Genomic DNA, 16,263 nt, shown 5'->3' on the forward strand with positions numbered 1-16,263 from the left:
TTTTGTGGCGAGGAAGCTTGCCCCCGCTGGGCCGCGCAGCGGCCCCTCATTCCATCACTCGGTCTGTCCGGTTGCGGCGACCAGCAATGGGGCTGTAGCACAGACCAGCGGGAGTAAGCTCCCTCGCCACGTTTTTTGGACCGAGCCAGTGTGCTCTGAACCTCCCCGTCGGCGTCTAGCGTCTGTATCCCCGCACTCGAATGGGGAATGATCGGACCCCTGCGCACATGCAAGCACTGTTGAACGAGATCCTCGATACGGTTCGTCCCCTGATCGGCCAGGGCAAGGTGGCCGACTACATCCCCGCCCTCGGCACCGTGGCGGCCAATCAGTTGGGCATTGCCGTGTACAGCAATGATGGCGAGATATATTGCGCGGGCGACGCCGAGACAGCGTTCTCGGTGCAGAGTATCTCCAAGGTATTCAGCCTGGTTCAGGCCATCGAGCATTCCGGGGAGGCCATCTGGGAACGCTTGGGCCATGAGCCCTCCGGCCAGCCCTTCAACTCCTTGGTGCAACTGGAGTTCGAACGCGGCCGTCCGCGCAACCCGTTCATCAACGCCGGCGCGTTGGTAATCTGTGACATCAACCAGTCACGCTTCGCCGCTCCGGCGCTGTCGATGCGTGATTTTGTACGGCGGCTGTCGGGTAACCCCCAGATATTGGTCGACGGCAAGGTCGCCGAGTCGGAGTACCAGCACCGTGCCCGCAACGCGGCGATGGCCTACCTGATGCAATCGTTCGGCAACTTCCATAACGACGTGGAAGCGGTGCTGCGCAGTTATTTCAGCCACTGCGCGCTGCGAATGAACTGCATCGACCTGGCCCGGGCGTTCTGCTTCCTGGCCAACGACGGTTTCTGCAAGCACAGCGGCGAGCAGATTCTCAGCGCTCGCCAGACCCAGCAAGTCAATTCCATCATGGCCACCAGCGGCCTGTACGACGAGGCGGGCAATTTCGCCTACCGTGTCGGCCTGCCGGGCAAGAGCGGCGTCGGCGGCGGGATCGTCGCGGTGGTGCCAGGGCAGTTCACCGTGTGCGTCTGGTCGCCGGAGCTCAACGCGGCCGGCAACTCGCTGGCCGGCATGGCGGCGCTGGAATTGCTCAGCCAAAGGATTGGCTGGTCGGTGTTCTAAGGCTCTGTACGAAATGTATCCGCACTCACCAATACTGCGTTGAAACGGGGCTCGGAATGCTCATGTACTCCAGTACACTGCGCTTCCTCGCCCCGTTTCGCCTTGTCTGGCCTTCGCGCGAACACATTTCATACAGACCCTCGGGGCCAAAAAAAGGGCCCGCTCCTGAGTCAGGAGCGGGCCCTTTTTTATGTGTGATATCAGCAGAGGCGGTCGACGACCCGGACCTCGGCAGTGTCCTGCACCGATTGCCAGGTTTGGGTCAGCGTTTGCAGCACGCGGCCCATGAAGTCCTTGTCGGCTGCGGCCTTCTTGCCCACGTAGCCTTGGCCACGGCGGTACATCTTCAGCCGCGCACACAAGTCTGCCTGGCTCTTCTCGAATTCGTCTTCCTGGGTGAAAGGCGAGAGGCAGTCCATATGGACCTGGCCGGTCTTGCTGATCCACAGGATATGGCTGTCCAGGCTGTCCTTGTGTGCTGCGAACATGCGAGCCAGTTCATCAATAGATGGTTGATTATTCAGATTCATGTGTAAGCCCCTTGACCATTTGGTTGATCTGTCTGGTGGTTCGCAAAACTTCGCTGTTCGGTAAGTGCCTGCCTGATACCGAAATCAGGCCGTCAGCATTCGTCCGCCGGACTTCTGCGGGGTCGTGCATCGGTTGTGTAGTGTTAATCGAAGGGCTGCTACGCAAATGCGCTACAACGAAGAGAAACAGCGAAGAATCTTCAGGCCAGTGTCGACTTTCGAGGGTCGAGCCCATGCGTCATGAGGATTGATTCGCCAGCGTTTCTCGTCCTTGTCACCGGACGGTCATGCCAGGTCAGCACCTTCAATCTGCCTTGTGGGCAGTCCCTTATCCAAAAAAACAGCTCGGCGGTCAGACGAGCTTGCTCAAACATTTGCCTGTACTCCCGATCGGGGAGACGTCTGCATCATGCAAGGGCAAATCGGAGGCGTCAACGGTTTTGTAGTGATTATTTTTGGTCACTACATATTGTCGGACAAAATGGTTTGGGTATGAAAAAAGGCCGCGAGTCATCACCTGTGGCAAGGGATCTCATCTGACAGTCAGGTGGCCTTGGCCTTGGTTTTGCGCGGAGCGCCCCCAGCCTTGCGCTTGGCCGGCTTGCGCTTGTTCTTCCACGGCGTGGCGCCTCGCCCGGCGGGGCTGGCCGGGCCGCTGATGGTCAAGCTCATCCCCTGGCAGCGGGCGACGTGCTTGCTCATCCAGGCGGCCTGCCGGGTGACGAATTCCTCTAGGCTCATCTCGCCGCTTTGCACCATGTCCAGCGCCTGTTCCCAGATGGCGGTGGTGCCGGGGTCGGCGATCGCCCGAGGCACGGCGTCGATCAGGCTGAAGGCGGCTGGGGTAGCCGACAGGGCCTTGCCGTTTTTCACCAGGTAACCACGGTCGAGCAGGCCCTGGATGATCGATGCACGGGTCGCCTCGGTGCCGATGCCGGTGGTGTCCTTGAGCTTCTGTTTGAGCAGCGGATCCTCCACCAGCTTGGCGACGTTTTTCATCGCCTTGATCAGGTCGCCTTCGGTGAAGGGCTTGGGCGGCTGGGTCCACAAATCCTTTGGTGTCACCGCGTCGACCTTGCAATCGCGGCCCTCGGCCAGTGGCGGCAAGGTTTGCGGCGTGGGGGCTTCGCGACCTCGTGCGGGCGCCAATGCTTCGGGCAGGGCGCGTTTCCAGCCGAGTTCGACGATCTGCTTGCCCACCGCGCGCAGGTCTTGCCCAGCGCAATCGAAGTCGGCCTGGGTCCGGTCGTATTCATGATTGGGCAGGAATTGCGCCAGGTAACGTGCGCGAATGAGCGTATAGACGGCCCGTTGCTTTGCGGCGAGCTTGTCGAGGTTCTTCGCCGCCGCCGTGGGAATGATTCCGTGGTGTGCGCTGACCTTGGCGTCGTTCCAGGCCCGGGACTTGCGCTGCGGCTGCAGGTGATCGCGCAGCGGGGCAAGGGCCGGGTCGGCCTGGGCGAGGGCGGCCAGGATCGCGGGTGCTTCGCTGTGCTGGCTCAAGGGCAGGAAACCGCAATCGCTGCGGGGATAGGTGATGAGCTTGTAGGTCTCGTAGAGCGATTGGGCGATGTCCAGGGTTTCCTGGGCGCCGAGTCCAAGTTTCTTCGAGCAGACTTCCTGCAAGGTGCCGAGGTCGAACGGCAGCGGCGGGGCCTCGCGCAGGCGTTCGGTGCGAACCTTGGTCACCCGCGCGGTCGCAGCGTTGCCCATGGCCTGGGCAGCATTTCGCGCCAGGGCCTGGTTCAGGCAGCGCTCCTGGTCGTCGCAGGCATCCGGGTCGGCGCGCCACTGGGCGGCAAACGCCGTGCCGGCATGGCTCAGTTGCACGTCGATGGCCCAGTAGGCGACCGGTACGAAGTTGGCGATGCTGCGGTCGCGATCCACCACCAGTCGCAGGGTCGGTGTCTGCACGCGGCCCACCGGCAGGACGCCTTGATAACCGGACTGGCGCCCCAGCAGCGTGAACAGGCGGCTCATATTCATGCCGATCAGCCAGTCGGCCCGGGAGCGACCCAGTGCCGAGTGATACAGGTTGAAGGTTTCCGCTCCCGGCCTGAGGGCGGCGAGGGCCTTGCGGATCGAGGCTTCGTCCAGGGCCGATAGCCAGAGGCGCTGGATAGGTCCGCGATAGCGGCAATGCTCCACCAGCTCCCGAGCGATCATTTCGCCCTCGCGGTCGGCATCGGTGGCGATGACCAGTTCCTTTGCTTCACCCAACAGGCGCTTGACCGCTTTGTACTGGCTGGCGGTTTTCGGCTTGACGGTCATCTTCCATCGCGCCGGCACGATGGGCAGGTCGGCCAGCACCCAGCGCTTGTAGCGGGCATCGTAGGCGTCGGGCGGCGCGGTCTCCAATAGATGGCCGATGCACCAGGTCACCGTGACGTTCGCGCCCAGCCAGCAGCCATCGCCGCGCCGGGTGGCGCCCAGTACCGCGGCGATGTCCTTGGCCTGGGACGGTTTTTCACACAGGTACAGCCGCATCGCGCCTCTTCCTAAGCAGGTTTCATGGGGCGCTAGCATGGTCAGGGATTGGCGACGGGGCAAGCTTTATCTGTATGGATATACAGATAAAACATTGCGCTGCGTTGCAACGACCCCCTTGGCAAGACAGCCCGGCGACTGGATGGGCAAGCAGAATGAATTTATCGCAAGGGCATCGCTCATAACTTTCAGAGCGGCTCAAACCGCAAAGCATGTTAATGGAATCAAGGAGAGTCACTTCATGAATTCGATGCCGAAGGGCAACGGACAGGCGAGCACACGTTTGATTCTCGTCGTCGAGGATGATCCGACCATCCTGGAATTCCTCTGCGAGATCCTGGAGGACGAAGGATTTGTCGTCGAGCCCAGGGAAAGCGCCGATTCGGCGCTGACATTTCTGGAGGAAAGCGCCGATTACGTGGACCTGTTACTCACCGACATCACCATGCCTGGCGAAATGGACGGGGCCGACCTGGCCAACCTGACCGGGGATCGTTGGCCGCAGATACCGCTGCTGATCATGTCGGGCTTCGAAACCCCGGAAAGCGCCGGGATCAAGCACCAGGCCTCGTTCATCGCCAAGCCATGGGCGCTGGGGCAGATGCTGGATCTGGTGGAGAGCACGGTCAAGAGCCACTCGGTACACTGAGCTGACGACAGCACCCGTGGCGAGGGGATGGAACCCCTCGGCACAAAGGGTCCGATGAGTGCTCAGTTGGTGTCCAGGTCCACGTTGCGCGTTTCCCGCAGGCAGATCATCCCCACCACCAGGCTCACCCCCGTAATCACGACCGGGTACCACAGCCCGTAGAAAATGTCCCCGGTATAGACCACCAGGGCGAACGACACCGTGGGCAGGAAACCGCCGAACCAGCCATTGCCGATGTGGTAGGGCAAGGACATGGACGTGTAGCGGATCCGGGTTGGGAACAGCTCGACCATCAGGGCCGCCAACGGGCCGTAGCACATCGCCGAAATGATGATCAGCGCGACGATCAGGGCCACGATTATCGGCCGATTGATCTGCTGGGCGTCGGCTTGTTGCGGGTAGCCGGCCAGGGTCACCGCGCCACGCAGGGCGGCTTCGTCGTAACCTTCGAGCTTCACGTCTCCGACGCTGACCTGCACGGTGCTGCCGGCCGGTGCCGCGACGCTGCTGTAGGGCAGGCCTTGCTTGACCAGGAAGGTTTTGACCTTGTCGCAAGGGCTGTCGAAACGGGCCTTGCCCACCGGGTCGAACTGGAAGGTACACGTGGCCGGGTCGGCGACTACCGTGATCGGCGCCTGACGGCTCGCCAGGTCGATGGCGGGGTTGGCGTAATGGGCGAGCGTTTTGAAGATCGGGAAGTACAGCGCCGTCGCCAACAGCAGGCCGATCATCAGCACCGGTTTGCGCCCGACCTTGTCCGACAGCCAGCCAAAGAAGATGAAGAACGGCGCGCCGATCACCACGCTGACGATCAGCAGGCTGTTGGCGAGGGCCGGGTCCATCTTGAGGAACTGGGTAAGGAAAAACAGCACGTAGAATTGCGCTGCATAGAAGGTGACCGCTTGCCCGGCGTTGATACTGAACAGGGCGATCAGCACCACTTTCAGGTTTTCCCATTTGCCGAACGATTCGCGAATCGGCGCCTTGCAGCACTTGCCTTCTTCTTTCATTTTCAGGAAGGCCGGCGACTCGTGCAGGCTCAGGCGGATCCAGGTGGAAATGCCCAGCAGCAGGATCGACAGCAGGAACGGAATGCGCCAGCCCCAGACTTCGAACTGATCGCCGGTGAAGTAGCGGCAACCCAGTACCACCAGCAGCGACAGCAACAGCCCCAATGTTGCGGTGGACTGAATCCAGCTGGTGTGGAACCCACGCTTGCCCATCGGCGCATGCTCGGCGACATAGGTCGCCGCGCCGCCGTATTCACCACCCAGAGCCAGGCCCTGGAGCATGCGCAGCACCACCAGGATGACCGGCGCGGCGATGCCGATGCTGGCGTAGTTGGGGAGCAGGCCGACGCAGAACGTGGCCAGGCCCATGAGGACGATGGTCGCGAGGAAGGTGTATTTGCGCCCGATCATGTCCCCCAGCCGCCCGAACACCAGCGCACCGAACGGCCGCACGATGAAGCCGGCGGCGAAGGCCATCAGCGCGAAAATGAACGCCGTGGTGTCATTCACTCCGGCGAAGAACTGTTTGCTGATGACCGCCGCAAGGGCGCCGTAGAGGAAAAAGTCGTACCACTCGAACACCGTCCCGAGGGACGAGGCAAAAATGACTTTCTGGGTTTCCTGGCTGGTGCCGGCGCTGCGCGTGGCTTCCAGGGGCTGAACATGTTCAGACATAGCGGTATCCCTCACAGTGATTGTTTTTGTTGTTCCACTGCGACGCCGGGTGGGGGCGTCTCCTGATGTGACACACTTTCTTGATCCAAATGTTTTCCTTGTGGGAGCGAGCCTGCTCGCGATAGCGGTGTGGTGGTCGACATGAACGTTAGCTGACACACCGTCATCGCGAGCAGGCTCGCTCCCACAGGGATCTCCAGTGTCTTTCAGACTGTGGCCGACTCCTTTTGGCTTGTGATGCTGACGGTGATGGGTTCGAGGATCATCCGCGCTGCCTTCTCGGCGATCATCAACGTCGGCGAGCAGGTGTTTCCCGAAATGATGCGCGGCATGATCGAGGCGTCGGCGATGCGCAGGCCCTTGATGCCGTGCACGCGCAGTTGCGCATCCACCACGGCGTCGCCGTCCTGGCCCATGCGACAGGTGCCCACCGGGTGGAAGATCGTCGTGCCGATGCGGGCGGCGGCCTGGTGCAGTTCCTCTTCGGTCTGCAGGCTGGGTCCCGGCAGGTATTCCACAGGTTTGAAGGCGCCGAGGGCCGGGGAGGCGACGATTCTTCGGGTCAAGCGGATCGCGTCGGCCGCGACCCGCAGGTCTTCGGGGTGGCTCAGGTAGTTGGGTTGGATCAACGGCGCTTCACTCGGATCGGCTGAGCGGATGTCCACGCGACCGCGGCTCATCGGGCGCAAGTCACACACCGATGCGGTGAATGCCGGGAAGCTGTGCAAGGGTTCGCCGAAGCGTTCCAGAGACAATGGCTGCACATGGTATTCGAGGTTGGCTGAAGTCTGTTCCGGCCCCGAGCGGGCGAAGGCGCCGAGTTGGCTGGGCGCCATGGACAGTGGGCCGCTGCGGTCATACAGGTAGCGCAGGCCCATGCCCATCTTGCCCCACAACGTACCGGCGATCTGGTTCAGGGTGCGGGCGTTTTCCAGTTGATAGATCAGCCGCAGTTGCAGATGGTCCTGCAAGTTGCCGCCCACGCCCGGCAACTCGTGCGCCACGCCAATGCCCAAGCGTTGCAGCAAGCTGCGCGGGCCGATCCCGGAGCGCTGCAGGATGCCCGGCGAACCGACGGCCCCGGCGCACAGGACGATTTCCTTGCGAGCCTTGAAGCTCATGGCCTTGCCTTGCCAGCGAGCGCTGACAGCGTTTGCGCGGTCATCGCGCAACAAAACGCGGTCGACTTCGACTTCGGTAAAGACCGTCAGGTTGGGGCGATTGCGTATCGGCTTGAGGAAAGCCTTGGCCGCGTTCCAGCGTATCCCGGCTTTCTGGTTGACCTGGAAATAGCCACAGCCTTCGTTGTCGCCGCCATTGAAATCCTCGACGTTGGGGATGCCGCTCTGCTCGGCGGCGGTGCGAAAAGCGTTGAGGATCGGCCATGACAGGCGCTGGCGCTCGACGCGCCATTCGCCGGCCGCGCCGTGAAGTTCGGAGTCTCCGGCGAAGTGGTTTTCGCTTTGCCTGAACAACGGCAGGACGTCCTTCCAGGACCAGCCAGCGTTGCCTTCGGCGGCCCAGCCATCGTAGTCCGCGGCCTGGCCACGCATGTAGATCATGCCGTTGATGGACGAGCAGCCGCCCAACACCTTGCCGCGCGGATAGCTCAGGGCGCGGCCCTGCAGGCCCGGTTGCGCTTCGGTCTTGAAGCACCAGTCGGTGCGCGGATTACCGATGCAGAACAGGTAGCCGACCGGGATGTGAATCCACGGATAGTTGTCTCGCCCGCCGGCTTCGAGCAGCAGCACCCGGTGTTGCGGGTTGGCCGACAGCCGATTGGCCAGCAAGCACCCGGCAGGGCCGGCGCCCACGATCACGTAATCGTATTCATCGACGACAGGTTGCATTCGCGACCTCATTTATTGTTCTTGTTGGCTCATCGTAGTTGTTAGTTTTCGTCAAAAGAATGTTAGTTTTTGCGCACCTGCTGAGCGTTTATAAACAATCCCGGGTTCAGGCGTTTTCAAGGATGGCTCATGTTCGACTGGAATGACTTGCGCTACTTCCTGGAACTGCAACGCAGCGGCCGCTTGCTGACGGCCGCGCGACGGCTCAACACCACCCATGCCACCGTGGCCCGGCACATCGAGGCCATCGAAAAAAGCCTGGGCACGGCTTTGTTTGTCCAGCACGCCCAGGGTTATGAACTGACCCCGGCGGGCGAGGCGCTGCTCAAGCATGCCGAGGCCATGGAAAACGTCGCGTTGCTGGCCCAAGAGGACATCACCCAATCCAGCGCACCCTTGGGCAAGATCCGGTTGGGCGTGACGGAAGGGCTGGGCATCATGTTCCTGGCCAGTCGCATGGAGGGGTTGTTCCAGCGCTATCCGGGACTTGAGGTGGAATTGGTGGCGGTGCCGCGCTTCGTCAGCATTCTCAACCGCGAGGCGGAAATCAGCATCCACCTCGAACGACCGGCGGCCGACCTGCTGGTGACACGCAAGCTCACCGACTACAGCCTGGCGCTGTATGCGAGCCAGGCCTACCTGGATCGCTCGCCGCCCTTGCGCAGCCGCGAAGATCTGGGCCGTCACGCCTGGATCGGCTACGTCGACGATCTGTTGTTCAGCCAGGAGCTCATGTTCCTCAACAGTTTTTGCCGCAAGCCCCGGGTGGTATTCCACAGCACCAGCGTCATCGCCCAGCAGCAAGCCGCGCGATCGGGCCTGGGCATCGCCGTGTTGCCGTGTTACATGGCCGGCAGCGACCCGACGCTGGTGCCCTTGCTCCCGGACGAAACCCTCTGCCGCAGCTACTGGATCAGCACCCGCCGCGAACTGCATAAATCCGTGCGGCTGCGGGTGCTGTGGGATTACGTGGTGCAGCTGTGCGAGCGGGAGCAGGGGCTGCTGTTGCCCTGAGCCGACTCTAAGGATATGTCCAAACGGTATTTCTCAAGACTCGGGAGGTTTCCTTAAGATCACGTCATAACTCGTTATGACAAGTGACTGAAGCCATGCCTGACAACGTTCTTTCCCTCAGCAGCGTGCCGCTGCACCTGCAACTGCGCGACCTGTTGCGCACGCGCATTCTCGACGGTGAATACCCCCAAGGCAGCCAGATGCCTTCGGAAAGCGAGCTGGGTGCGTTGTTTCGCGTCAGCCGAATCACCGTGCGCCAAGCCTTGGGGGACCTGCAAAAGGAAGGTCTGATTTTCAAGATCCATGGCAAAGGCACCTTTGTCGCAAAACCCAAGACCTTCCAGAACGTCAGCACCCTCCAGGGCTTGGCCGAGTCCATGACCGGCCGCGGCTTCGAGGTGATCAATCGTCTTCGCAGTTTCAAATTCATTCCCGCCGACAAGCCGGTGGCCGAGCGGTTGAAGGTTGCGGAGGGGGATGTGGTGGCGCAGATCAAACGGGTGCGGCTGATCAACCGCGAACCGGTGTCGTTGGAGATGACCTACCTGCCCAAGGACCTCGGCGAGCGCCTGGAAAAAGCCGATCTGGTTACACGGGACATTTTCCTGATTCTGGAAAACGATTGCGGCCTGGCCCTCGGCCACGCGGACCTTGCCATCGATGCGGTGCTGGCCGACAGCGAGCTGTGCCAAGCCCTGGAGGTCGAGCCAGGGTCGCCCGTGATGCGCATCGAACGCCTGACCCATGGCGCCGATGGGCGACCGCTGGATTTCGAATACCTCTACTACCGCGGCGATGCTTTCCAGTATCGCTTGCGGATCGACCGGCAAAAAGGGACGCAGGCATGACCCAACGCTCAACGAATACCCTCGAACAGGAATACGACATCGTCGTCATCGGTGGTGGTACCGCCGGCCCCATGGCGGCGATCAAGGCCAAGGAACGCAACCGGGACCCACGCCATCGCGAGCAAGGATACGCTGGTCACCGAAACCATAAGTCGCTGTGAACTGACTGGCGGCGCTTGTCAGAAAAAACCGACAGGAGTACAAATGTACTCCATGACGACTCTCACTCCCCGCCGTACCGCCATCCTGACCTTTATCCGCGAACGCATCGCCGAACAGGGCCAGCCTCCCAGCCTCGCTGAAATCAGCGAGGCGTTTGGTTTCGCCTCTCGTAGCGTGGCGCGCAAGCATGTGCTGGCGCTCACCGAAGCCGGTTTCATCGAAGTCAATCCGCACCAGGCCCGGGGCATCCGGCTGTTGAATCAGCCGCCGCGTCCCGAACTGTTGGATGTGCCGGTGTTGGGACGGGTGGCCGCCGGCCTGCCGATCGGTGCCGATGCCGAGGTCCACAGCCGTCTGTTGCTGGACCCGGCGATCTTCACCAAAGCGCCGGACTACCTGCTGCGGGTCCAGGGCGATTCGATGATCGAGGACGGTATCCTCGACGGCGATCTGGTGGGTGTGCAACGCACGCCCCAGGCTTCCAACGGGCAGATTGTCGTGGCGCGCCTGGACGGTGAAGTGACCATCAAGCGTTTTGAGCGAGTCGGCGAGCGCGTACGCCTGTTGCCACGCAACCCAGCCTATCAGCCGATCATCGTCGAAGCCGACCAGGACCTGGCGATAGAAGGCGTGTTCTGTGGCCTGGTGAGACAAGGCTGATGGGCGCCGTCGTTGCGCTGGACACGCTGTTCAATGGCGGCCAGGTCTGGAAGGGCCGGCCTGCGCCGCCGGCCGCCAGTCCACAGCCCACCGGCCACGCCGTACTGGATGCTGCACTGCCCAGTGGTGGCTGGCCGGAAGCGGCATTGACGGAAATTCTCATCGGCGCGCCGGGCGTGGGCGAATTGCAACTGGTGTGGCCGACCCTGGCGCGGCTATCGGCGGCGGGGGAGCGGATCGTGTTGGTGGCGCCGCCGTTCGTGCCCTATCCCCAGGCCTGGCGAAACGCCGGGGTGGACTTGCGCCAGTTGTCGATCATCCAGGCCGATCCACGGGAGGCCTTATGGGCCACCGAGCAATGCCTGCGCTCGGGCAGTTGCGGCGCGGTGTTGTGCTGGCCGCGCCAGGCGGATGACCGGGCCTTGCGCCGTTTGCAGGTCGCGGCGGAAACCGGCCAGACGCTGGCGTTCGCCTGGCGCTCGATCCAGGAAGCCATCAACCCGTCCCCGGCGGCCCTGCGCATCGCCATCGATTCCCGGCCCGCACAATTGCGGGTGCTCAAGTCCCGGGGCGGGCTGGCGCGTTCGGCGCCGATTGCGTTCCCCCCACAGACAGGGCATTGAGGTTGCGATGCGCTGGGTCTGTATTCTCTTCCCGCAATTGGCGCTGGATGCCGCGCTGCGCCAGCGCCCCGACCCCAGCGAGCCCCTGGCGCTGCTGACCGGCCCGGCCCAGCGCCGGGTGCTGCAAGCGGTCAATGAGCCGGCGCGCGCCCTGGGCCTGCGCCCCGGCCAGACCATGACCGCGGCCCAGGCCTTGAGCAAAGGGTTCGCCACCGCCGAGTACGACGCGGCGCAGATCGAAAACTGGCAACGATTCCTGGCGGCCTGGGCCTATCGTTTCAGCTCCCAGGTGAGCGTGCATTATCCACGCACGGTGCTGTTCGAAATCGAGTCGAGCCTGGGGCTGTTCGGGCCATGGCCGTTGTTCGAGGCGCGGTTGCGGGCCGAATTGACTGAGCTGGGTTTTCGTCATCGCATCGTCGCCGCCCCCAATCCCGTGGCGGCGCGGATGCTGGCCAATGCTTACGACGCCCTGGTCGTGCCCGATAACGAGACCTTGCAAGCGTACCTGGGACAGATGCCAGTGGACCGAGTCGGCCTGGCGCCCGAAGCTGCCACGGCCTTGTCGCGCATGGGCCTGCGCCGGCTCAGCCAAGTCCAGGCCTTGCCCCGGCACACCCTGGCGCGGCGCTTCGAAGCCGACATGCTCAAGCACCTCGATGCGCTGGTGGGCAGCCGCACCCTGGCGCTGTCGTTCTACCTGCCCCCGGACCGTTTCGATGTGCGCATCGAACTCAACTACGACGTGCAGTCCCACCAGGCATTGCTGTTTCCTCTGCGACGTTTGACCGGTGACCTGTCGGCCTACCTGTGCGGCCGCGACAGCGGCGTGCAGCGTTTTGATTTGCACCTGGAACACGCCGGTTTGCCGGACACGGTGATCAAGGTCGGCCTGCTCAGCGCCGAGCGGGATGCTTCGATGCTGTTCGAGCTGGCCCGTGGCCGTCTCGAGCAGGTGCAGGTCGAGGCGCCCGTGCGCGGTTTTCGCTTGTGTGCCGAAGACCTGCCGAGCTTCGTGCCCCAGCGCCTGGAATTGTTCGACGAGCGTCCCCAGCAGTCCTTGCCGTGGGAACAACTGCGCGAACGGCTGCGGGCGCGCCTCGGTGACGAAGCCGTGCAAGGGTTGGGATTTGGCGACGACCACCGCCCCGAGTGCGCCTGGCAGATGAAACCCCAGCCGCAACAACAGATGTGTCCGCTGCGCGATGATGTCCAGCGTCCCGGCTGGCTGCTTGGCGAGCCCCAGGTCTTGCCTGAAGGCCAGGCGCGAATCCTCATGGGCCCGGAGCGCATTGAGTCCGGCTGGTGGGACGGCGCCGATGTGCGCCGTGATTACTACCTGATCGAAACCCGCGCCGGCCAACGCGGCTGGGCCTATCGACCGGTGGGCGAGGGCGGACCGTTGTGGCTGCAAGGTTGGTTCGCATGAGCGTCGAATATGCCGAGCTGCATTGCCTGTCGAACTTCAGCTTCCAGCGCGGCGCCTCCAGCGCCCTGGAATTGTGCCGTCGCGCCAAACAGCAGGGCTATCGGGCCCTGGCGGTGACGGATGAATGTACCTTGGCCGGCATCGTCCGGGCCTGGCAGGCAGCCAAGGAACTGGACTTGCAATTGATCGTCGGCAGCGAAATCCAGGTCGAGAACGGTCCGAAGCTGGTGTTGTTGGTGGAAAACCTCGAGGGCTACCAAACCTTGTGCCGGCTGATCACCCGCGCACGGCGGCGCAGCGAAAAGGGCCGTTATCGCATCGTCCGAGAAGACTTCGACGAGCCGCTGCCAGGGCTGCTCGCCCTGTGGGTCCCCGATGGCAAGACGCCCGAGGCGCAAGGGCGCTGGCTCCGACAGGTGTTCAACGAAAGACTCTGGCTGTCCGTGCAGTTGCATTGCGGTCAAGACGACCAGCGACGGCTCTCGGACTTGCTCGCATTGGCCGAACGCCTGGGTCTTCCTGCCGTCGCCACGGGCGACGTGCATATGCATGTGCGGGGTCGCCGCGCCTTGCAAGACACCATGACCGCCATTCGCCACCACGTCACCGTTGCCGAGGCCGGTCAGCGTCTGCACCCCAACGGCGAACGCCACTTGCGCAGCCTCCAGGCCCTGGCCGATCTCTACCCCCGCGCCTTGCTCGATGAAACCCTGGACATCGCCCGGCGCTGCACGTTCGACCTCGGTCAGTTGCGCTATGAATACCCCCGCGAGCTCGTGCCCGAGGGCCATGATCCGGCGTCCTGGCTGCGGGAACTGACCGCGCGCGGCATGCGCGAGCGCTGGAAGAACGGCGTCACAGAAAAGGTGCGCGTGCAGATCGACAAGGAATTGGAGTTGATTGCCGAACTGGGCTACGACAGCTACTTCCTCACCGTGCAGGACATCGTCAGTTTCGCCCGTAGCCGTCACATTCTCTGCCAGGGCCGGGGCTCGGCGGCCAACTCGGCGGTGTGCTACGCCCTGGGCATCACCGAAATCGACCCGGCACAGACGGACATGTTGTTCGAACGCTTCCTGTCCCGCGAGCGCAATGAGCCACCGGACATCGACGTCGATTTCGAACACGAACGTCGCGAGGAAGTCCTGCAGTACGTGTTCCAGCGCTACGGCCGGCATCGCGCGGCGTTGACGGCCGTGGTCAGCAGCTATCACGGCGCCGGGGCGGTACGCGACGTGGCCAAGGCCCTGGGCCTGCCGCCGGACCAGGTCAATGCACTGGCCGACTGCTGCGGGCGCTGGAGCGATGAGGCACCGCCGCTGGAGCGTTTGCGCGAGGGTGGTTTCGACCCGGAGAGCCCGGTGCTGCGTCGGGTGTTGAGCCTGACCCAGCAACTGATCGGCTTCCCCCGGCACCTGTCCCAACACCCCGGCGGCTTCGTGATTTCCCAGCAACCCTTGGACACCCTGGTGCCGGTCGAGAACGCCGCGATGGCCGAGCGCACCATCATCCAGTGGGACAAGGACGACCTCGATGCGGTCGGGCTGCTCAAGGTGGACATCCTGGCCCTGGGCATGCTCAGCGCGATTCGTCGCTGTTTCGACTTGATCGCGCATTACCGGGGCGTGCGTCATACCCTCGCGTCGTTGCCCAAGGATGATCGGGCCACGTTCGAGATGATCAGCCGCGCCGACACCATAGGCGTGTTCCAGATCGAATCCCGGGCGCAGATGGCGATGTTGCCCAGGCTCAAGCCCAAGGAATACTACGATCTGGTGATCGAGGTGGCGATCGTGCGACCGGGACCCATCCAGGGCGGGATGGTGCATCCCTACCTGCGGCGGCGCAATGGAGAAGAGAAGATCACTTATCCATCGTCGGAATTGAAAGAAGTGCTGGGCCGCACCTTGGGCATTCCGCTGTTCCAGGAACAGGTCATGCAGATCGCCATTGTCGCCGCTGGCTACAGCCCGGGCGAAGCGGACCAGTTACGTCGTTCCATGGCCGCCTGGAAGCGCCACGGCGGGCTCGAACCGCACAAGAAAAGATTGGCCGACGGGATGGCGGCCAAAGGGTACAAACCTGAATACGCCGCGCAGCTCTTCGAACAGATCAAGGGCTTCGGCAATTACGGCTTTCCTGAATCCCATGCCGCCAGTTTCGCCTTGCTGACCTACGCCAGCAGTTGGCTCAAATGCCACGAGCCGGCGGCGTTCGCCTGTGCCCTGATCAACAGCTGGCCCATGGGTTTCTACAGCCCGGACCAGATCCTCCAGGATGCTCGCCGGCATCAGTTGCAGATCCGTCCGGTGGACGTGCGGGCCAGCGACTGGGAATGCAGCCTGGAACCCTTGGAAGGCCGCCAGCCGGCGATTCGCATGGGCTTGCGTCTGATCAAGGGGTTTAGAGAGGACGATGCCCGGCGTATCGAGGTGGCACGCGGGCAGCGGGCTTTCAGCGATGTGGCCGACCTGGGCGAACGGGCTCGACTCGACGCCCGGGCCCTGGAGCAACTGGCGGACGCCAACGCTTTGCGCGGCCTGGCCGGCGACCGCCATCGTGCCCGTTGGGAAATTGCCGGAGTGGAAAAACAACTGGGCTTGTTCGCGGGCCTGCCCAGCCCGGAAGAACCCACCGTGGCCTTGCCGACACCCACGGTGGGAGAAAACCTGTTCGCCGACTACGCCACCCTGGGCACGACGCTGGGGCCTCATCCGCTGGCCTTGCTGCGTTCCGAATTGCGCGCCCGACGCTGCCGCAGCTCCCGGGAATTGCAGGCTGTCGAGCATGGCCGCCACGTCAGCGTCGCGGGGCTGGTCACTGGTCGCCAACGTCCAGGCACGGCCAGCGGGGTGACCTTTGTCACTCTGGAAGATGAGTTCGGCAATCTCAACGTAGTGGTCTGGCGCGACTTGGCCGAACGCCAGCGCAAGGTTCTGGTAGGGTCGCAATTGCTCAGGGTGGACGGGCGCTGGGAAAGTGTCGGCGAGGTCCGTCATCTGATTGCCGGGCGCCTGAGCGATTTGAGCGGCTTGCTGGCGGGCATCAATGTGCGCAGTCGGGATTTTCGCTGAATGTTTGGTTGAAATCTGTGGCGAGGGGATAAATCCCCTCGCCACAGAGGGTTGGCGTCGTCAGTCTGCATGAAACCATTTGCCGACCTCGCGCTCGAAGCACTAGCACAAGGGAC

General features: G+C 63.0%; 12 protein-coding genes and 1 pseudogene. 9 read left to right on the top strand and 4 right to left on the bottom strand.

Features of this window, described 5'->3' with window-relative positions:
* Nucleotides 1-227 precede the first annotated feature (227 nt).
* Entirely contained in the window at nucleotides 228-1,136 is a 909-nt protein-coding gene (glsB, locus tag J3P81_RS09910) for a glutaminase B (protein WP_420764525.1), read from the top strand.
* Between the two features lie 200 nt (nucleotides 1,137-1,336).
* Here the strand turns inward: glsB and J3P81_RS09915 are convergent, their stop codons facing one another.
* Both J3P81_RS09915 and J3P81_RS09920 read right to left on the bottom strand, forming a co-directional pair.
* Nucleotides 1,337-1,666, bottom strand: a complete 330-nt coding sequence (locus tag J3P81_RS09915) for a hypothetical protein (RefSeq protein WP_434563474.1) — start codon at nucleotides 1,664-1,666, stop codon at nucleotides 1,337-1,339.
* A gap of 543 nt (nucleotides 1,667-2,209) precedes the next feature.
* Nucleotides 2,210-4,153 carry a DNA topoisomerase III gene (locus tag J3P81_RS09920; RefSeq protein ID WP_434563476.1) on the bottom strand — a complete coding sequence of 648 codons (1,944 nt, stop codon included), beginning with the start codon at nucleotides 4,151-4,153 and terminating at the stop codon, nucleotides 2,210-2,212.
* 241 nt (nucleotides 4,154-4,394) lie between these two features.
* Between J3P81_RS09920 and J3P81_RS09925 the strand changes: the two genes are divergently transcribed.
* Nucleotides 4,395-4,802 (top strand): response regulator, encoded by a 408-nt coding sequence (locus tag J3P81_RS09925; protein ID WP_420764522.1) that lies wholly within the window; start codon nucleotides 4,395-4,397, stop codon nucleotides 4,800-4,802.
* A gap of 62 nt (nucleotides 4,803-4,864) precedes the next feature.
* Here J3P81_RS09925 and J3P81_RS09930 read toward each other — a convergent pair whose 3' ends face one another.
* Together J3P81_RS09930 and J3P81_RS09935 are read right to left on the bottom strand one after the other, a co-directional pair.
* Nucleotides 4,865-6,487, bottom strand: coding sequence for an MFS transporter (locus tag J3P81_RS09930; protein ID WP_434563478.1), 1,623 nt, complete (start codon nucleotides 6,485-6,487; stop codon nucleotides 4,865-4,867).
* 206 nt (nucleotides 6,488-6,693) lie between these two features.
* Nucleotides 6,694-8,337 (bottom strand): GMC family oxidoreductase, encoded by a 1,644-nt coding sequence (locus tag J3P81_RS09935; RefSeq protein ID WP_434563480.1) that lies wholly within the window; start codon nucleotides 8,335-8,337, stop codon nucleotides 6,694-6,696.
* 129 nt (nucleotides 8,338-8,466) lie between these two features.
* On the opposite strand from J3P81_RS09935, the gene J3P81_RS09940 reads away from it, so the two are divergent.
* The 7 genes and pseudogenes from J3P81_RS09940 to J3P81_RS09970 all read left to right on the top strand — a co-directional run bounded on the left by J3P81_RS09940 (nucleotide 8,467) and on the right by J3P81_RS09970 (nucleotide 16,147).
* Complete coding sequence (locus tag J3P81_RS09940) at nucleotides 8,467-9,351, top strand: LysR family transcriptional regulator (protein ID WP_434563482.1); 885 nt, start codon at nucleotides 8,467-8,469, stop codon at nucleotides 9,349-9,351.
* Nucleotides 9,352-9,446: 95 nt separating this feature from the next.
* Nucleotides 9,447-10,199 carry a GntR family transcriptional regulator gene (locus J3P81_RS09945; RefSeq protein ID WP_434563484.1) on the top strand — a complete coding sequence of 251 codons (753 nt, stop codon included), beginning with the start codon at nucleotides 9,447-9,449 and terminating at the stop codon, nucleotides 10,197-10,199.
* Nucleotides 10,196-10,312: pseudogene (locus J3P81_RS09950) on the top strand (FAD-binding protein); the annotation flags it as partial. The gene J3P81_RS09945 and the pseudogene J3P81_RS09950, both read left to right, overlap by 4 nt.
* A 91-nt stretch (nucleotides 10,313-10,403) precedes the next feature.
* Complete coding sequence (lexA, locus tag J3P81_RS09955; protein ID WP_420764511.1) at nucleotides 10,404-11,021, top strand: transcriptional repressor LexA; 618 nt, start codon at nucleotides 10,404-10,406, stop codon at nucleotides 11,019-11,021.
* Nucleotides 11,021-11,644 (top strand): translesion DNA synthesis-associated protein ImuA, encoded by a 624-nt coding sequence (imuA, locus tag J3P81_RS09960; protein WP_434563486.1) that lies wholly within the window; start codon nucleotides 11,021-11,023, stop codon nucleotides 11,642-11,644. The genes lexA and imuA overlap by 1 nt, the downstream gene beginning before the upstream one ends.
* Nucleotides 11,645-11,651: 7 nt before the next feature.
* Complete coding sequence (locus J3P81_RS09965) at nucleotides 11,652-13,073, top strand: Y-family DNA polymerase (protein ID WP_434563488.1); 1,422 nt, start codon at nucleotides 11,652-11,654, stop codon at nucleotides 13,071-13,073.
* Nucleotides 13,049-16,147: an error-prone DNA polymerase gene (locus J3P81_RS09970; protein WP_434563490.1), complete on the top strand. Its 3,099-nt coding sequence runs from the start codon at nucleotides 13,049-13,051 to the stop codon at nucleotides 16,145-16,147. Before J3P81_RS09965 ends, J3P81_RS09970 begins: the two co-directional genes overlap by 25 nt.
* Nucleotides 16,148-16,263 lie beyond the last annotated feature (116 nt).

The sequence above is a fragment of the Pseudomonas sp. R1-6 genome, assembly GCF_051132115.1.
Taxonomy (GTDB): domain Bacteria; phylum Pseudomonadota; class Gammaproteobacteria; order Pseudomonadales; family Pseudomonadaceae; genus Aquipseudomonas.

Excerpts from the sequence above, each read along its gene's own strand:
- glsB (WP_420764525.1), top strand. The coding sequence starts at position 228 with ATGCAAGCACTGTTGAACGAGATCCTCGATACGGTTCGTCCCCTGATC.
- J3P81_RS09915 (WP_434563474.1), bottom strand. The coding sequence starts at position 1,666 with ATGAATCTGAATAATCAACCATCTATTGATGAACTGGCTCGCATGTTC.
- J3P81_RS09920 (WP_434563476.1), bottom strand. The coding sequence starts at position 4,153 with ATGCGGCTGTACCTGTGTGAAAAACCGTCCCAGGCCAAGGACATCGCC.
- J3P81_RS09925 (WP_420764522.1), top strand. The coding sequence starts at position 4,395 with ATGAATTCGATGCCGAAGGGCAACGGACAGGCGAGCACACGTTTGATT.
- J3P81_RS09930 (WP_434563478.1), bottom strand. The coding sequence starts at position 6,487 with ATGTCTGAACATGTTCAGCCCCTGGAAGCCACGCGCAGCGCCGGCACC.
- J3P81_RS09935 (WP_434563480.1), bottom strand. The coding sequence starts at position 8,337 with ATGCAACCTGTCGTCGATGAATACGATTACGTGATCGTGGGCGCCGGC.
- J3P81_RS09940 (WP_434563482.1), top strand. The coding sequence starts at position 8,467 with ATGTTCGACTGGAATGACTTGCGCTACTTCCTGGAACTGCAACGCAGC.
- J3P81_RS09945 (WP_434563484.1), top strand. The coding sequence starts at position 9,447 with ATGCCTGACAACGTTCTTTCCCTCAGCAGCGTGCCGCTGCACCTGCAA.
- lexA (WP_420764511.1), top strand. The coding sequence starts at position 10,404 with ATGTACTCCATGACGACTCTCACTCCCCGCCGTACCGCCATCCTGACC.
- imuA (WP_434563486.1), top strand. The coding sequence starts at position 11,021 with ATGGGCGCCGTCGTTGCGCTGGACACGCTGTTCAATGGCGGCCAGGTC.
- J3P81_RS09965 (WP_434563488.1), top strand. The coding sequence starts at position 11,652 with ATGCGCTGGGTCTGTATTCTCTTCCCGCAATTGGCGCTGGATGCCGCG.